Origin of the sequence: Roseibacterium elongatum DSM 19469, from assembly GCF_000590925.1 — a bacterium.
Classification (GTDB): Bacteria; Pseudomonadota; Alphaproteobacteria; order Rhodobacterales; family Rhodobacteraceae; genus Roseibacterium; species Roseibacterium elongatum.
In genome coordinates this window covers 2,817,286-2,834,942 of sequence record NZ_CP004372.1, presented here as the reverse complement: position 1 = coordinate 2,834,942, position 17,657 = coordinate 2,817,286, and the positions used below count along the sequence as shown (strand labels likewise).

The window sequence follows — 17,657 nt, the reverse complement described above, 5'->3', positions numbered from 1 at the left end:
GTTCGGAATACCTGATATGCATCCGGGGCAGCGCTTTCAAAGCCTAATGCGGCTTTGCCCAAAATTCAGTCGACGCGGGTATGCCGAATTCCGCCGCCTGCGGAAAAACCTGTTTTCAGGTCAGCCTTTTTGACCTATAATGGAATGTGTTACCCTAGCTTGCAGGGAGGTGCACGATGGGTTTGCAACAGGTTTCGCTGTCGGATCGGTTCGATCTGACGAAATCCCCGGTTTTGCTGAATGGCACGCAGGCGCTGGTGCGCCTGATGCTGGCGCAAAAGGCGCGGGATATGGCCGCGGGGTTGAATACCGCCGGTCTGGTTACCGGCTATCGCGGGTCGCCGCTGGGGGCGGTCGATCTGCAGATGGCGCGCGCGGGCAAGCAGTTGTCGGCCTCCGACATCGTTTTCCAGCCCGGTCTGAACGAGGATCTGGCCGCCACAGCCCTTTGGGGTAGCCAGACGGCCGAGTTGCGCGGCGAAGGCAAGTTCGATGGTGTCTTTGGCCTGTGGTACGGCAAGGGGCCGGGCGTCGACCGCTCTGGCGACGTGATGCGGCATGTGAACATGGCCGGCACCTCGCCCCATGGCGGCGTCGTGATGGCGATGGGCGACGATCATACCGGCGAATCCTCGACCACCTGCCACCAGTCCGACTGGGCGCTGGTCGATGCGCATATGCCGGTCCTGTCGCCTGCGGGCGTGCAGGAAATCCTCGATTTCGGGCATTACGGCTTTGCGCTGTCGCGTTTCGCCGGCGTCTGGGTCGGGCTCAAGACCATGAAGGACACGGTCGAGGCCACGGCGGTGGTCGATGGCCGCCCCGATCGCATGTCTTTCGTGCTGCCCCCGTTCGACATGCCCGAGGGCGGGCTGAACATCCGCCTCGGCGACCACTGGGTGCCGCAAGAAGAACGCCTCGTCGCTCATAAACGCTATGCCGCCGAGGCGTTCGCGCGGGCCAACGGTATCGACAAGCGCGTCTGGGGCAAGCCCGGCGCCAAGATCGGTCTGGTCGCGGCGGGCAAGAACTGGCTCGACCTGATGTCGGCCCTGTCGGCGCTGAACATTGACGCGGCCGAGGCCGAGCGGCTGGGGATCACCACCTACAAGGTCGGGCAGACCTGGCCGATGGACATGACCTCGCTGCGCGACTGGGCCGAGGGGCTGGACCTGATCGTGGTGGTCGAGGAAAAGCGCAAGCTGATCGAGGTGCAGGTCAAGGAAGCGATCTTTGACGATCGTCGCGGTCGCCGCGTCTATGGCTATCGCAAGGGCGGCGGCGGCGAGATCCTGTTCCCCACCCACTTTGCGCTCGACCCCGCCGATATCGCGCTGAAACTCGGCCGGATCCTGATCGAGGAAGGGCGGGAAACCGACCGCATCCGCGCCGGCATGGCCAAGGTCGACGAGGCCAAGCGTGCCTCGAACACCCCCGATCTGGCGGCCCGCGTGCCGTGGTTCTGCTCGGGCTGTCCCCACAACACCTCGACCCGGGTGCCCGATGGCGCGCGGGCCGGGGCCGGGATCGGCTGTCATTTCATGGCGAAATGGATGGACCGCGAGACCGAGGCCTATACCCATATGGGCGGCGAGGGCGTGAACTGGGTGGGCGAGGCGCCGTTCTCGACCCGGCCCCACATGTTCCAGAACCTGGGCGAGGGCACCTATAACCACTCGGGCATTCTCGCCATTCGCGCCGCCTTGGCGGCGGGCACCAACATCACCTACAAGATCCTCTTCAACGATGCCGTGGCCATGACCGGCGGCCAGCATAACGAGGGCGATCTGGACCCCGCGCGCATCGCGGCCGAGGTGCAGGCGATGGGGGTGCAGCATATCGCGCTGGTCTACGACCCCAAGGAAGAGATCGACTGGTCGCGTTATCCCAAAGGGCTGGAGCGCTTTGAGCGTGACAACCTGATGGCGGTACAGGAAAAGTATCAGAAGATCCCCGGCGTCTCGGTCATCATCTACGTGCAGACCTGCGCCGCCGAAAAACGCCGCCGCCGCAAGCGCGGCACTTTTCCCGATATCGACCGGCGTGTCTTCATCAACACCGATGTCTGCGAGGGCTGCGGCGATTGCGGTGTACAGTCGAACTGTGTGTCCATCGTGCCGGTGGAGACCGAGCTGGGCCGCAAGCGGGCCATCGACCAATCCAGCTGCAACAAGGATTTTTCCTGCCTCAAGGGGTTCTGCCCCAGCTTCGTGACCGTCGAGGGCGGCAAGATCCGCAAACAGGCGACGGCTCAGGTGGACCTGTCGGGCTTGCCCGAGCCCACGCTGCCCACGATCGACGGCACCCATAACGTGCTGGTCACGGGCGTGGGTGGCACCGGTGTCGTGACCATCGGCGCGGTGATGGCGCAGGCCGCGCAGATCGACGGCAAGGGGGCCGGCATGATCGAGATGGCGGGCCTTGCCCAAAAAGGGGGGGCGGTCTGGATTCACCTGCGCCTGGCCAACGACCCGGCCGATATCAGCGCCATTCGCGTCGGTGTGGGCGAGGCCCATGCCGTCATCGGCGGCGATCTGGTCGTCACAGGCGGGGCCAAGACGCTGTCGGCCATGCGCACGGGCCAGACGGGCGCCGCGGTGAACAGCCACGAGATCATCACCGGCGACTTTACCCGCGATACCGAGTTCCGCATTCCCGGGTCCGATCTGCAGACGGCGCTGCAAGCGCGTCTGAAGGATCGACTGGCGCTTTTCGATGCCACGGACCTGGCCAAGGCACTGTTGGGCGACTCGATCTATTCGAACATGATGACCTTTGGTGCTGCCTGGCAGATGGGGCTGATCCCGCTCAGCCACGCGGCGATCCGGGCCGCCATCGAGCTGAACGGCGCGTCGATCGAGACCAACCTGCAGGCTTTCGAAATGGGGCGTTGGGCGGTCGAAAACCCCGACGCCGCCGAGCGACTGACGCGGGCCGAGGTGGTCGCGCTTCCCAAGACGCTGGACGAGAAGATCGAATTCCGCGTCGCGCATCTGACCGCATACCAGGGGCCGCGACTGGCGAGGCGGTACCGCAAGATGGTGGACGGCATCACCGAGCCCCGCCTGAAGGAGGCCGTGGCCAAGGGCTATCACAAGCTGCTAACCTACAAGGATGAATACGAGGTCGCGCGCTTGCACCTCGATACCGTCGCCAAGGCGCGCGCAGAGTTCGAGGGGGATTTCACCCTGAAATACCACCTCGCCCCGCCGCTTCTGCCCGGCAAGGATGCGAACGGGCGGCCGAAGAAACGCGCCTTTGGCCCGTGGATCGCAAAGGCCTACCCGCTGCTTGCGCGCCTGAAACCCCTCCGGGGCACGCCGCTGGATGTGTTCGGCTACAGTGCCGAGCGGCGGATGGAGCGCGGCTTGATCAAGCAATATGAACGGGACATGACGACGCTATTGCCCGAGGCGCGGGCGGAAACGATGGATCTGCTGGTCGCGCTGGCGGAACTGCCGCTGCAGATCAAGGGGTTCGGTCCCGTGAAAGAGGCCAATGCCGAGAAGGCCGCGCGCCAGAGAGAGGACCTTTTGGCCATGATACGCTCGGGCGGGGCACCGGTGGCGGAGGCCGCCGAGTAGGGGCGGCAGGGCTTGCGCCGCCTGCGTCGTCGCCCGGCGCAGGCGCGGCCTCATGCCTCCTGCGGAGGCAATCGCCCACGCCTTGCCGCTTCGCGGCTTGCATATTTGAAGGATAAAGATGGGGTTAGTCCGGTCCACTCCATCTTTATCCGAGAAATATGCTCGGGGGAGCGCGAGGGGGCAGACAGCCCCCTCGCACGGGTCGGCGCGCATTCGCGCGTCGAGGGCCGGGGGCTCAGCTATCAGGGGCGATCAGACCCAGGCCACGCAAATAGATCCCGATACCGGCCTCGAGCAGATCCTCGGGGGGAAAGGGCGTGTTCGCGCCCGGGCGGCCACGGGCGAAAAGCTCGACCACCCCATGGCTCATGGCCCAGATATGGGCCGAGAACATCGTGGGCGGCGGGCGTTTGCCTTCGGGCAATTGCGCGCTGAGGGCGGCCGCCGCCCGTTCCAGCACGGCGCGCGAGCGGTTGGCCGCGGCGGCCAGGTCCGGCGTGGCATTGGCCGAGGTGCCGCTTTCGAACATCGCCATGTAATGCCCCGGATAGCGCCGCGCAAAGGCGAGATAGGCGCGCCCCGTGGCCTCGAAGGCCGCCAGCGCCGTGGGCTGGCCATCATTGAACGCATGCTCCATCAGGTCGGAAAAGATCGCATGGCCCTGCCGCGCACATTCGGCGATCAGGTCTTCGCGCCCTTCGAAATGGCGATAGACGGCGGCCGGTGTCACGCCGGCGTTCTTGGCCGCCTCGGACAGGGTAAAGCCGGTGGGGCCCTTGGTTTCGATCAGCGTCAGCGCCGCATCGACAAGGGCCTGCTTGAGATTTCCGTGGTGATAGCCGCGTTTGGGCATGGCCTTAGCTGCCATTCGGCGCCGAGTGATCGGCCCACATTTCCGGGCCGCCGCAGATCATCGGGTCGGGCTTGCCCACCAGGTCTTCGTCTTTGCCGGGATAGTGCATGTTTGCGAGGATGGCGCGGATCACGGCCAGCCGGGCCCGGCGCTTGTCATCGGCGCGGATGACCGTCCACGGGGCATGGGCGGTGTGCCCCAGGGCCAGTGTTTCCCCGATCGCGTCCGAGTAGGCATCCCATTTCTTCAGCCCCTCGACATCGATCTTGCTGAGTTTCCATTGCTTCAGCGGGTCTTTCTCGCGGTCGAGGAAGCGGCGCAACTGCTCGGCGCGGCCGACATTCAGCCAGAGCTTCGTCAGGCGGACCCCGTCGCGCACCAGCATCTGTTCGAAATCGGGAAGCTGCCGAAAAAAGGCCTGCCGCTGGTCGGGCGTGCAAAAGCCGAAGACATGTTCGACCACGCCGCGATTGTACCAGCTGCGGTCGAACAGGCGTATTTCGCCCGCAGCGGGCAGGTGATGCACGTAGCGCTGGAAGTACCATTGGCTGGCCTCGCGCTCGGTCGGTTTTTGCAGGGCCACCACACCGGCCACGCGCGGGTTCAGGTTTTCGCGGACCCGCTTGATGGACCCGCCCTTGCCGGCGGCGTCGCGCCCCTCGAAGACCACAGCGATGCGCTCGCCAGTGTCGCGCACCCAGGCGTGGAACTTGACCAGCTCGATCTGGAGGGCGGCGAGCTGACGCTCGTAGTCTTTCTTATCCATGCGCGCGGCATAAGGGTACTGAGGGTCGAGGATCGTGTCCTTGCTGGCCGATTTCAGCGCCTTGCGTACGCTTTCGGGCGCATCTTCCTTGTAGAACCTGCTGATCGCGCCGTCGAAGGGTTTGCTCATCCCGCCTGCCTCTGCCGTCATGTTATGACGCGTCACATTAAGGGCCGCGTCGCCTTAGCGCAATCCGGCGCGCGCGGCGGTGCGGTCGATGGCGGCGTCTGTCGCCTCGGGCGCGGCGTGGTGGGGCATGTGGCCGATCCCCTCCAGCACGGTGAGGGTCGCGCCATCGATCTGCCGCGACAGCGGGATGGAATGCACCGCCAGCGGCACGGTGTCGTCGGCATCGCCATGGATGATCTCGACCGGCACGGCGATCTCGCCATAGCGCGGGGCCTGGGCCGTGATCTCGGCCAGCAGGTTGGCGCGCTGCATCGCGTTCGCCCGCATGGAGACGCGGCGCAGGGTCAGGCCGGCCCCGATATGCGGGTGATAGCCCTCGGGCGCGGCGTTGGGCAGGAAGACCCTGTCGATCGTGTCGTCCACCACGCGATCGGGTACCCAGGCGGTGAGCGCCGGAATGACCAGCGACTGCCCGACGGGATGGGAGAGAACCGTGTAATAGGTCCCCAGCCCCGTCGACCAGGGGTTCGAGGCGGCGGCCGACAGGGTCAGGCCCGACAGGCGGTCGGGAAAATGAACGGCCCAGGCCAGGGCGACCGATCCGCCATAGGAATGCCCGAAGACCAGGGGGCGGTCCGCCCCAAGCTGCGCGGCCGCCTGCACCAGCAGGTCGGCCTGTTGCCGCAGCGAGGCCCCGCTGCGGTTGATCCGGTCGGTGTAGCCAAGGCCGGGCCGGTCGAAGACGATCACCCGGTAGCGATCGGCCAGCCTGTCCACCATCGAAAAGGTGAAATCGCGTGTATTGCCGCTGGCCCCGTGGATCAGCACCAGATCGGGGCCCGCACCCCGGATGACGTAATGCACGCGATGGCCATTCACGGTCAGGACCTGCCCCTCGGGCGGCCAATGCGCCTCGGCCAGACGTTCATGGCGGGCGGCCTTCCACAGGGTGACGGCCACGGTGACCGCCAGCAGGCCGAGAAGGATCAGGACGAGTTTCATGCGCCCGTGCGCCAGTCGGTGCTGGCCTCGCCGATGCGCGCGATCTCGAAGGGGGTCGTCAGGTAGACCTCGGAAATCCAGTTCCCATAAAGCAGATGCGCCTGGCTGCGCCAGCGGTTCGGCGGACGGCGCGTGGGGTCATCGTCGGGAAAGTAGTTCACCGGCAGCTGGATGTCGGCCCCGTCCACCTGCGCGCCGGCCAGGTCTCGCTGGTACTCCTCGTTCAGGGTGCCGCTGTCATATTCGAGATGGTTGAAGACATAGAGCGCGCGATGATCGGGGTCTTCGACAAGGCCGGTGCCCACATCTTCGGAATGCAGCAGGACGGGCAGGCCGGCGGCCTCGATCTCGTCGCGGCGCATCTCGGTCCAGCGGCTGACGGGCATGACGAAATCATCCGAGAAGCCGCGCAGATAGGGGCTGTCGGGGGCAAGGTTCTGGTGCCGGTAGCAGCCAAACAGTTTCTGCGGCAGCAGGTGCTTTTTCACCCCGTGAAAGTAGTGGATCATCGCCATCCCGCCCCAGCAGACGCCGAAGGTGGAATGCACGTGGCTTTGGGTCCAGTCGAAGACGCGGGTCAGTTCCGGCCAATAGGTGACCTCGTCGAAGGGCAGATGCTCGATCGGCGCGCCGGTGATGATCAGACCGTCGAATTTCTCGCCCGTGGCTGCGACCTCGCGGAAGGGGCGGTAGAACTCCTCCATATGCTCTGGCGCGGTGTTGCGCGTTTCGTGATCGGACATGCGGATCAGCGAGAACTCGACCTGCAGGGGCGTGGCCCCGATCAGGCGGGCGAATTGCGTCTCGGTCTGGATCTTTTTCGGCATCAGGTTCAACAGCCCGATGCGCAGGGGGCGGATATCCTGCTTGTCGGCGGCGCGCCGGCCCATGACCATGACGCCCTCGTCCTTCAGGATCGAAAAGGCGGGCAGGCTGGTGGGCAGGCGGATGGGCACGGGATCTGACCTCTGGTGGGTGTCGAGTGCTGTGATCTAGGCGTTGGCGGTGCGCCGTCCAAGGGCGGCGGCGACCATCGCCTCGGCGTCCGTGGCATCGCGGACGCTTTCGACCTCGGCCGCGGTGACGCTGACACCCCAGTGGCGCGCCATCGCCGCATAGAGGGGGGCGCGATGGGCCAGCGCACGGGCATAGGCGAACCGCACGAAGGCATCGGGGTCGACCGTCTGGGGCGACTGGCCGCTCTGGTCGAGATAGCTTGCCCATTCCGCCCGCAGAAAGCCAGGCTGGTAATACATCGGCTTGGGCGCGCGATCGAAGCGGCGGATCAGGGCCTCGGTATGGGCCTCGGTGCCCTCGATCCAGACCAGCAGCGTGTGTTTCGACAAACTCGTCAACACCTCGTCGGTCGGGTTCTCGGGGTCGACCACCTCGCAGATCGAGCCGCCGGTATCGTTCACGAAATGCGGATAGCCATAAAGGTCATGGGCCCGCGCGATGAAGGCGGGCGTATCGAGCAGCGCGTTGATCTCGGCCCGGCGGTGCAGGTCCTGGCGGCGCATGTACTCGTCAAAGGGCAGGCCACCGCGCCCCGGATCGCCCGGCTTGCCCAGATAGGTGGACAGAGGGGCGAGATTGTCGAAGCGGATATTCGAGCCGATATAGATCGAGTCCGAGCGCAGCAGTTCGGCCAGGAACGGCACCCGCATCGCCTGACGCTTGAGATTGTCGGTGATGTGCTCGCCCATATAGGCGGTGCCGATCCGGTAATCGACCGAGTAATGGAACCACGCCCCCTGATCGCGCAGCAGGCTGGCCAGCCGCGTCTTTCCCAGACCCGACATGCCAAACACCGAAAGCCGCTTTTGCGGCGCCGAAAGCCACGCGTCCGGGCTGTCATAGAGGAGGGGCATCGGCATCACCTTGGCATGATCTTTCGCGCCCCGTTTCCTAGCGCAGGCCATGGGGCGCGGAAAGGGGGCATCGTTGGGGGCAGGGCCGGGCGCGCGCCCGGCACTCGTCACTCCGCCGGTGTCAGGGTGGTGATCCCGAGGTTGCCGGCACGGGCGAGATCAGGGTCCAGGGTCATCGGGACATATTCGCCGCGGCGCCACAACTCGCCCAGATCGTCATAGTGCCGGCTGAGCGGGTGGCCGGACTGACCCGTGGAAATGACGAAGACCGAACTGTCAGGGTCCGCGAAGTCGTAGACGCCACGATAGCCCGCGGCGTGGACATTGGCGAAGGGCGTCGGCCCATGGCCGAGGGTCGCGCCGCGTTGCAGGGTGAAATCGCCACCCGATGTCGGCTGGTGGATATTCACGATCCACGAGAGCAGCCGCGTGTCCCCCAGGACGGGATGTCTGTGGCGGGCCTCGTGCGCGGCGCCCCAGCGCCAGGTCTCCAGATCGGCGCCATAGGTCTCGCTCAGGTCCTGCAAGGCATCGTCGAGGGCGGCCTCGGCGATGTCGGTGCAGGTCTCGGTCGCGGTCGAGGGGCGCACGTCGCACCAGATCGCGGCCCCGTTCACGTCGCGAAACACGCGCTCGATGAACACCGGCTCCAACTGCCAGAAGGCCTCGGCCAGCGGACCGATCTCATCGCGGATCAGGCGCTGTTGCAGATGGCGCATCCAGCTTGCGTAGATCAGCGGCTCGGGCAGATGTTCGTTCATCTCGCCGTCCCAGTCGGCCAGCAGTTCGAGGGCGCGCTGGCGCCGCCGCTCGGGCGTTCCGGCGGGGGCGGCCTCGCGGATGAACCACAGATCGCGCGCCACAAGGGGCAGGATGTTGCGTGCGGCGGCCGAGACGGCATCGAGCTGCGCCTCGATGAAGCTGTCGCGGGTATGAACCTGCCGATCGCGCAGCAGCCGCGTCAGGCGGGTGATGCGCTGCGTGTCGCCCCAGTCGAAGCTGACATGCAGCGGAAAATCCCGATCGACGGTCTTGTTGTTGGTGTTGCCCAGCAGGCCGCCCTCGGGGTCGATGAAGGTGGGGTTGGCGAAATACTGGGTGATGCCCTGCCAGCGGTTTTCCGGCTCCCAGCCCGGCGCGGGCATGCGCGCCTGTGTCTGGTGGCCCGTCATGCGCCATGGGATATGCCCGATCACCTGCATGCCGATGCGGCCGTCCGCGCCGGCCACCACCAGGTTTTGCGCGGGCGCGACGAAATCCTCGCCCGCTTCGAACGCCTCTTCGATCGTGGTGGCGCGCATCAGGCGCATGCCGGTCTGGATCGACGTGTTCTCGTCGGTCAGGGCCGTCCAACGCAGGCTCATCACGTGACCGGGCGGCGTCACGGTCGCGATGTCGAAATGCGTGCCCGGAATGACCGGGCCGTTCTCGGTGTTGCGCATGGTGATCGTGATCGGGGCTTCGTCCGCGATCTCGATGATGGCGCGCCGGGTCTCGAACGCGGCCCAGCCCTCGGGCGTGCGATACTGCTCGGTGTCGTCGGGGTTCACCTCTTCGACATAAAGGTCGATATCGTCGAGATAGGCATGGGTGATGCCCCAGGCCAATGCCTCGGACCGGCCCGCCAGGATCACGGGCATGCCGGGAATGGTGCCCCCGATCACCCCGCCCGTCGACAGCTCCAGCCGCGCCAGATACCAGGGCGAGGGGGCCGTCAGTTCCAGATGCGGGTCATTGGCCAGCAGCGCCCCGCCCGCGGCCGAGCGTTCGGGCGTCGCGGCAAAGACATTCGACGCCCCGCCGCGGCCCCGGCCCAGCGCATTGGGATGCAGCGGATGGCGGGGGCCCGAGACGCCCTGCGCGAACCGCGGCAGGGGCGCGTCGAACAAGGCCGCGTAATCGGCCAGTTCCGCCGCACCCTGGCCCGGGGCATCCGGCAGCAGATCGGCCAGCCGCGCGGGATCGCCAAGGGCCAGAGACGTGCGCGCGCGCAGGACTTCCTCTTCGTGATGGGTCGCCAGGTCCAGCGCCATCGCAAGGCTGACCGCGACGCTGTCGGCTGGACGCCAGGGCGCGATCTGCGGTTCGAACAGCAACAGTTCCGGCGCGCCGCGGCCCAGCGCCTCGGTCCCGACCAGCCGGATCCAGGCGTTAACCCCGTCGGCATAGGCCTGCAACTCGGCCACGGTCTGGGCGTCGAGGGCCTCGACCGACCGGCGGGCATGGCCATAAAGGTCGATCCGGCGCATGAAATCGTCGATCTGCACGGTGGACCGGCCGAAAAGCTCCGATAACCGGCCCTGCGCGGTGCGCCGCGTCATAAGCATCTGCCACAACCGATCCTGCGCATGGGCGAAGCCCAGGCCATAGAATACGTCGTGGTCGGTTTCGCCGAAGATATGCGGGATCGCCGAGGTATTGCGCACGATCTCGACGGGGCGTTCGAGGCCGGCCACCGTCCAGTCGGCGCCATAGTCGGGGATCGAGCGCCCGGCCAGCCACCACATGACCGCCACCGCGGCCACGCTGAGCGCAACCGCGATCGAAACCAGTCGCACGAGCCAGCGCAGAATGATCGGCATGAATCCTCGGGGCGGAGAAACGTCTCGCGCCATCTAGCCCCTTGGAAGGGGGAATGCAAAGCCGTGGTCGATCAAGGCACCGTCAGGGCAGGATGCGGGTATAGCGCGTCCCCTCGAGCGTGGCCCCGACGATCAGTCCGGCCTGCCCGTAGATGACCGCGATGACCGGGTCGAGCAGGGTCGTCGTGTCGATGCCCAATGTGCCGCCCTGGCTGTTGACGGCATAGCGCACATCTGCCCCTGCCGACCATCCGGCCGAGTTGCGGAAGGCCCGCAGCGCGTCCTCGGTCATGAAGAACAGCGTATGGGCGTATTGTTGCGCGCCGATCTGCAGACCGAAGGTGCCCGACGCGGCCGAGTAGTAATCGACCGTCGCGCCGTTGATGCGCAAGGCGCCGCGCCCATAGCCGCCGCCGATGCCGAACCCGGCCTCGGTGACCAGCGGCATGACCAGCATGCCGGCTGCGTCCATGGCCAACTCTCGGGTGCCCGGCACCTCCTGATACATGAAATCGATGGCCGTATCGACGCGCGCATCGATGCGTTGGCTGGCCCGGCTGTTCAATCCGTTGCCGCAGGCGGCCAGAAGGGGCACCGCGGCCCCGCCGATGACGAAATTCCTGCGCGTGGTGCTGCTCATGGGTCGGTCTGCCTTTTTCCTAGACCCCGACCATCGGCGATGGCGGGTGACATGCCTCGTTTGCCCGCGTCGAGACGCGCGGGTTTCCTGGCAACAGGATACGCCGCTTTGGCGCGGGTGTCATCCGCCAATGCCACAAGGTTTGCGGGTTTCCGCCGATGAAACCGCTAGGGTTTGGGCACGGCCCCAGCCCTAGCCGTTCAGCAACTGCGCCACGCGGGGCGCGAAATAGGTCAACACCCCGTCGCAGCCCGCGCGCCGGAAGCACATCAGGCTTTCCAGCATCACCTTTTCGCCGTCGATCCAGCCATTGGCCGCCGCCGCCTCGATCATCGCGTATTCGCCCGACACCTGGTAGGCATAGGTCGGCGCGCCGAAACGGTCCTTCACCTCGCGCACCATGTCCAGATAGGGCTGGCCGGGTTTGACCATCACCATATCGGCCCCCTCGGTCAGGTCGCGCTCGACGCAGCGCAGCGCCTCGGCGCGGTTGGCCGGATCGATCTGGTAGGTCTTCTTGTCGCCCTTGAGCGCCCCCGAGGCGCCCACGGCATCCCGAAACGGGCCGTAATAGGCGCTGGCGAACTTGGCGGCATAGGACATGATCGTCACGTTCACATGGCCCGCGGCCTCGAGCGCGGCGCGCATGGCGCCGATCCGACCGTCCATCATGTCAGACGGCCCCAGGATATCGGCCCCCGCCTCGGCCTGCGCCAGGGCCATCTTGACCAGCGCCTCGACCGTTTCGTCGTTCACGATCACCCCGTCGCGAACGATGCCGTCATGGCCATTCGCGTTATAGGGATCGAGGGCGATATCGGTCATCACGGCAAGGTCGGGAACCGCATCCTTGACCGCGCGGATGGCCCGGTTCGACAGGTTGTCGGGGTTCCATGCCTCTTCGCAAAGTTCGGTCTTCAGCGACGGGTCGGTATAGGGAAACAGGCAGATCGCCGGGATGCCGAGGCTGTGCGCCTGACGCGCGGCCTCGACGATCTTGTCGACCGAGCGCCGGACAACCCCCGGCATCGAGGCCACGGGTTCCTCGACGCCCTCGCCATCGCGCACGAAGATCGGCCAGATCAGGTCATTCACGCTGATTTCGGTCTCGCGCACGAGGTTGCGCAGGGACGCGCCGGCGCGGGTGCGGCGGAAACGGGTGGCGGGGAAGGGGGCCTGGTTGGCGCTCATGGTGTGCGTCCTCGTGCTCTCGTCTTTGCGTTGCCACAGCGGTGCCATGGCGCGGGGTGTGGCTTCAAGGCGGCAAAGCGCGCGGGGCGGCATTTTCGTCGCTGGCGTCCCGCAAACCGCGCGCCTAGGTGCGCGCCAGATCGGCAGACAGAACCAAGACGGACGCAGACGCGTGGATTTTCTCGACCTCGTGACCGAAGTGATCGACCTCAGGTCGTTTTCCAATCTGTGGTACTGGATCGTTCTTGCCATCATGTGGTCGACCTTGTCCCACTGGACGCTGGGGGTGCCCTATCACATGGTCAATCGCGCCCGGCGGGGCGATGCGCGGGCCGCTGCGGACATGCAGGCCCTGGCCGAGATCAACGGCGAACGCGTCCTGACGGTGGCGCGCGTCTCGGGGCCGTTCATGCTGGGCGTGGCCTCGTTCCTGTCCTCGGGGCTGGCCATAACCGGCTGGTATTACCGGGTCGAGTTCAGCCAGGCCGTGTTCCTTTTGCTGTTTCCGGCGTTCCTGGTGGGGGCGCTGACCTTTGCGACGGCCCGCAAACTGCGCGCAAGCAGCTACCAGGATGTGGCGCAGGTCTTGCGGTTTCACCGCATCAAGGTGCAGATGTTGGGCGTTTTGTTCATCTTCCTGACCGCCTTCTGGGGCATGTACACCAATGTCACCGTCGGCCCCCTGGGCTGAGCCGGAACCGCATGCTTGACTTCCCCGGCCCGCGGCGTAGGTCTCGCGCTCCATGAGCCAGCCAGATCACATCTTCGCCGGTGGCGCGCCCGAAGGGTTCGACGCCACGCTTCTGCTCCGCGAACTGGGCCGCCGCGATGGCCCGGTCCTGCATATCGCGCGCGACGACAAGCGGGCCGAGGCGATGGCGACCGCGCTGGCGTTCTTCGATCCGACCGTGCCGGTGCTGCGCTTTCCCGGTTGGGATTGCCTGCCCTACGATCGCGTCTCGCCCAATCCCGACATTTCGGCGCAGCGCATGGCGACGCTTGCGGGGCTGGCCTCGGGCGCGATCACGGGCGATGTCATCGTTCTGACGACCTTGAACGCGGCGATGCAATACATTCCCCCGCGCGCGCTTTTGCAAAGCTCGGCCTTTGTCGCGACGGTGGGCGGGCGCATCGACGAGGGTGCGCTCAAGGGGTTTCTGGTGCGCATGGGGTTCGTACAGGCCCCGACGGTCACGGAACCGGGCGACTATGCCGTGCGCGGCGGCATCATCGACGTCTGGCCCCCCGGAGAGCCCGCGCCGGTGCGCCTGGATCTGTTCGGCGACGTGCTGGATGGGGCGCGCCGCTTTGATCCGGTCAGCCAGCGCACGACTGAAAAACTCGACCGGATCGAGTTGGCCCCCGTCTCGGAGGTGATCCTCGACGAGGCCGCGATCACGCGGTTTCGACAGAATTACCGGATCGAGTTCGGCGCGGCGGGCAGTGACGATCCGCTCTATGAGGCGGTCAGCGCGGGCCGCAAGCATCAGGGCGTCGAGCATTGGCTGCCCTTTTTTCACGAGCGGCTGGAAACCCTGTTCGACTACCTGCCCGACGCCGCCGTCACGCTGGACGATCAATCCACGCCACAACGTCTGTCCCGGTGGGAGTCGATCGCCGATCAATACGACACGCGCAAGACCGCGCTGACGCAGAAGGGGCGGCTCGATACCGTCTACAAACCCGTGCCGCCCGAACAGCTCTATCTGTCCGACGCAGCCTGGCAAGATGCGATTGCCGGCCACCGCGTCGTGCAGCTTTCGCCCCTGCCGCAAGCGCCGGGGCCGGGTGTGATTGACGCCGGCGGACGCGCGGGGCGTGATTTCGCGCCCGAACGACAGAATGAAAACATCAGTCTTTTCGGCGCCTTGGCCGACCATATTCGCGCCAAACGTGAAGATGGCGCCGTCGTGGTGGCCAGCTGGTCCGAGGGCGCGCGCGAGCGTCTCAAGGGCCTGCTGGAAGACCAGGACATCATCGACACCGTCGAGATCGCGGACGCGCGCGATCTCGCGGGCGGAAAACTCGAGTTTTCCGGCCAGAAAAACCCGGGTTTTTCCGGCCCCGGCACCGGCCCCGTGCACCTGGCGATCTGGCCGCTGGAACAGGGGTTCACCGGCGCGGGCCTGACCGTCATCTCGGAGCAGGACGTTCTGGGCGATCGCCTGATCCGTCCGCGCCGCAAGACGCGCAAGGCCGAGAACTACCTGACCGAGGCGCAGACGCTGTCGCCCGGTGATCTGGTCGTGCATGTCGATCACGGGGTGGGGCGCTACAACGGGCTGGAAACCATCACCGCGATGGGCGCGCCTCATGAATGCCTCGCGCTGGAATATGCCGGCGGCGACCGCCTGTTCCTGCCGGTCGAGAATATCGAGTTGCTGTCGCGCTACGGCCATGAAGAGGGGCTGCTGGACAAGCTGGGCGGCGGGGCGTGGCAGGCGAAGAAAGCCAAGCTCAAAGAACGCATCCGCCAGATCGCGGACAAGCTGATCCGCATCGCCGCCGAACGCGAGTTGCGCAGCGCCCCCGTGCTCGCCGCCCCCGGCGACATGTGGGAGGCGTTCTGCGCCCGTTTCCCCTACGAGGAAACCGACGACCAGCTCAGCGCCATCGCCGACGTCATCGAGGATCTCGAACGTGGCCGCCCGATGGACCGGCTGGTGGTGGGCGATGTGGGGTTCGGCAAGACCGAGGTGGCGATGCGCGCGGCGTTTCTGGCCGCGGCGCAGGGGTTGCAGGTGGCGGTGATCGCGCCCACCACGCTGTTGGCGCGGCAACATGCCAAGACCTTTCGCGACCGGTTCCGCGGTTTTCCGATCAATGTGCGGCAGCTGTCGCGGTTCGTCAGCCAGAAAGAGGCGAGCGAGACGAAAAAGGGAATGGCCGACGGCTCGGTCGATATTGTCATCGGCACCCATGCGCTGCTGGCCAAGAACGTGCGATTCAAGAACCTTGGCCTGCTGGTGATCGACGAGGAACAGCGCTTTGGCGTGACCCACAAGGAACGCCTCAAGGAGATGCGCTCGGACGTGCATGTCCTGACGCTCTCGGCCACGCCGATCCCGCGGACGCTGCAAATGTCGCTGTCGGGCGTGCGTGACCTCAGCCTCATCGGCACACCGCCGGTCGACCGTCTGGCCATCCGCACCTATGTCAGCGAGTTCGACGCGGTGACCATCCGCGAGGCATTGCTGCGGGAACATTATCGTGGCGGGCAATCCTTTTACGTGGTGCCGCGCATCGAGGATCTGCGCGAGATCGAGGCGTTCCTGCGCGACCAGGTGCCCGAAGTCAGCTTCGTCACCGCCCATGGTCAGATGGCGGCGGGCGAGCTGGATGATCGCATGAACGCGTTCTATGACGGCAAGTATGACGTGCTCTTGGCCACGACGATCGTCGAATCGGGCATCGACATTCCGACGGCGAACACCATGGTCATTCACCGCGCCGACATGTTCGGGCTGGCGCAGCTGTACCAGATTCGGGGCCGCGTGGGCCGGGCCAAGACCCGCGCCTATGCCTACCTGACGACCAAGCCGCGCGCGAAGCTGACCCAATCGGCCGAGAAACGCCTGCGCGTGCTGGGCAGCCTCGACAGCCTGGGCGCGGGGTTCACCATCGCCAGCCAGGATCTCGATATCCGCGGTGCGGGCAATATCGTGGGCGAGGAACAATCCGGCCATGTCCGCGAGGTCGGGTTCGAGCTGTATCAATCCATGCTGGAAGAGGCGATTTCCAAGATCCGCGCGGGCGAGGCCGAGGGGCTGCCGGGCGACGATGGCCAGTGGTCGCCGCAGATCAACCTTGGTGTGCCGGTCCTGATCCCCGAGGATTACGTGCCGGATCTCGACGTGCGCCTTGGCCTTTATCGCCGGCTCAGCCAGTTGGAAACCAAGGTCGATCTCGAAGGCTTTGCCGCCGAGTTGATCGACCGCTTCGGCAAGCTCCCGCGCGAGGTCAACACGCTGCTTCTGGTGGTGCGGATCAAGGCCATGTGCAAGCGCGCCCATATCGCCCGGCTCGATGCCGGCCCCAAGGGCGCGACGATCCAGTTCCACGAAAACCGCTTTCCGAATCCGCAGGGGCTGGTGGAGTTCATCCAGGCCCAGCAGGGCCTGGCCAAGGTCAAGGACAACAAGATCATCGTGCGCCGCGACTGGAAAAAGGAGGCCGAGAAGATCAAGGGCGCCTTCGCCATCGCGCGTGATCTTGCCCAATATGCAACGACGCCCAGGAAAAGCTGAGGGCAGGATTGTCAACGCCAACCATTCGGCGCTAAGCACCCGCAAACCTATCGGGCAAGAGGTGTGAGCGATGCAACGAAACGGCGCCTGGACAAGGGCAGGCTGGTTTGTCTTTTGGTTCTTTTCGCTTCTCTCGGCGCTGTCGGCATTCAAATTCGTGCCACCGGGCCTGTATTTCGGCTTTTTCCCCTCGCTCGACCAGGGGCTGTCCGTCGCGGCCTGGCAGTTCGTCGAACAGGGCATCCGCGAAGGCGCCCGTCACGTCGCCTATCATATCGAGAATGTCGGCACGACACTGGCCGTGCATATGGTATTCGGAGGTCTGGCTGTCATCCTGATCCCGCTGCAGGTGTCGCGGTGGTGGCGTCGGCGCGGCACCAGTCACAAGACCCTGGGCTGGGTCCTTGTGCCGGTGGTGACCATTTCGGCGCTGACGACGATTCCGATCAGCTTCAACATGGACTGGCCGCTGTGGTCCGAAACGGGATTTGCGCTGGGGGCGTTCAACTGGTTCGCGGCGCTGGCCATCGGCATCCAGGCGATCTTGGCGGGCGATGTCGAACGCCACCGCCGCTGGATGATCATGATGGCGGCGCTCAGCTTTGGCGCGGTCAGCTTTCGCCTGCAATTGCCGATCCTGCGGATCTGGTTCGAGGAAGAAACCGTCTTTCCCTATATCGGCTGGTCCTGCTGGGTGCCCAATGTGCTGATCGTGATGTGGTGGTGGCGCCGCGAAAAGCTGCGCGGCGGCCAAACGCTTAGCGCGCCCGCCGCCACCCCGGCCGAGTGACC

The 17,657-nt window shown here is 65.8% G+C and carries 12 protein-coding genes; 4 read left to right on the top strand and 8 right to left on the bottom strand.

All coding sequences use genetic code 11. The annotated features are described in order from the left end of the window. The first annotated feature begins 176 nt into the window (after positions 1-176). Positions 177-3,584, top strand: coding sequence for an indolepyruvate ferredoxin oxidoreductase family protein (locus tag ROSELON_RS13805; protein WP_025312932.1), 3,408 nt, complete (start codon positions 177-179; stop codon positions 3,582-3,584). 235 nt (positions 3,585-3,819) lie between these two features. Here ROSELON_RS13805 and ROSELON_RS13800 read toward each other — a convergent pair whose 3' ends face one another. From ROSELON_RS13800 to hemB, 8 genes are all read right to left on the bottom strand, one after another. After that, a complete protein-coding gene (locus tag ROSELON_RS13800; protein WP_025312931.1) occupies positions 3,820-4,437 on the bottom strand; it encodes a TetR/AcrR family transcriptional regulator in 618 nt (205 codons plus the stop codon). 4 nt (positions 4,438-4,441) lie between these two features. After that, the gene (gene ppk2, locus ROSELON_RS13795; RefSeq protein ID WP_025312930.1) at positions 4,442-5,332 is read right to left on the bottom strand and encodes a polyphosphate kinase 2; all 891 of its coding nucleotides are present in this window, start codon (positions 5,330-5,332) and stop codon (positions 4,442-4,444) included. Between the two features lie 54 nt (positions 5,333-5,386). After that, the gene (locus ROSELON_RS13790; RefSeq protein ID WP_025312929.1) at positions 5,387-6,334 is read right to left on the bottom strand and encodes an alpha/beta fold hydrolase; all 948 of its coding nucleotides are present in this window, start codon (positions 6,332-6,334) and stop codon (positions 5,387-5,389) included. Continuing rightward, positions 6,331-7,290, bottom strand: coding sequence for a homoserine O-succinyltransferase (locus tag ROSELON_RS13785; RefSeq protein ID WP_025312928.1), 960 nt, complete (start codon positions 7,288-7,290; stop codon positions 6,331-6,333). Before ROSELON_RS13785 ends, ROSELON_RS13790 begins: the two co-directional genes overlap by 4 nt. Positions 7,291-7,326: 36 nt before the next feature. Then, positions 7,327-8,211, bottom strand: coding sequence for a hypothetical protein (locus ROSELON_RS13780; RefSeq protein ID WP_025312927.1), 885 nt, complete (start codon positions 8,209-8,211; stop codon positions 7,327-7,329). Positions 8,212-8,312: 101 nt separating this feature from the next. Beyond that, positions 8,313-10,787, bottom strand: a complete 2,475-nt coding sequence (locus ROSELON_RS13775; protein WP_025312926.1) for a penicillin acylase family protein — start codon at positions 10,785-10,787, stop codon at positions 8,313-8,315. An 82-nt stretch (positions 10,788-10,869) separates the two neighbouring features. Then, complete coding sequence (locus ROSELON_RS13770; protein ID WP_025312925.1) at positions 10,870-11,427, bottom strand: lipid-binding SYLF domain-containing protein; 558 nt, start codon at positions 11,425-11,427, stop codon at positions 10,870-10,872. A gap of 192 nt (positions 11,428-11,619) precedes the next feature. Continuing rightward, positions 11,620-12,618 (bottom strand): porphobilinogen synthase, encoded by a 999-nt coding sequence (gene hemB / locus ROSELON_RS13765; RefSeq protein ID WP_025312924.1) that lies wholly within the window; start codon positions 12,616-12,618, stop codon positions 11,620-11,622. A 172-nt stretch (positions 12,619-12,790) separates the two neighbouring features. Here hemB and ROSELON_RS13760 point away from each other — a divergent pair, with 172 nt between their 5' ends. From ROSELON_RS13760 to ROSELON_RS17600, 3 genes are all read left to right on the top strand, one after another. Further along, positions 12,791-13,309, top strand: a complete 519-nt coding sequence (locus ROSELON_RS13760) for a hypothetical protein (protein ID WP_025312923.1) — start codon at positions 12,791-12,793, stop codon at positions 13,307-13,309. 52 nt (positions 13,310-13,361) lie between these two features. Beyond that, positions 13,362-16,865: a transcription-repair coupling factor gene (mfd, locus tag ROSELON_RS13755; protein WP_025312922.1), complete on the top strand. Its 3,504-nt coding sequence runs from the start codon at positions 13,362-13,364 to the stop codon at positions 16,863-16,865. Positions 16,866-17,022: 157 nt separating this feature from the next. Next, entirely contained in the window at positions 17,023-17,655 is a 633-nt protein-coding gene (locus ROSELON_RS17600; RefSeq protein ID WP_217520166.1) for a DUF2306 domain-containing protein, read from the top strand. Positions 17,656-17,657 lie beyond the last annotated feature (2 nt).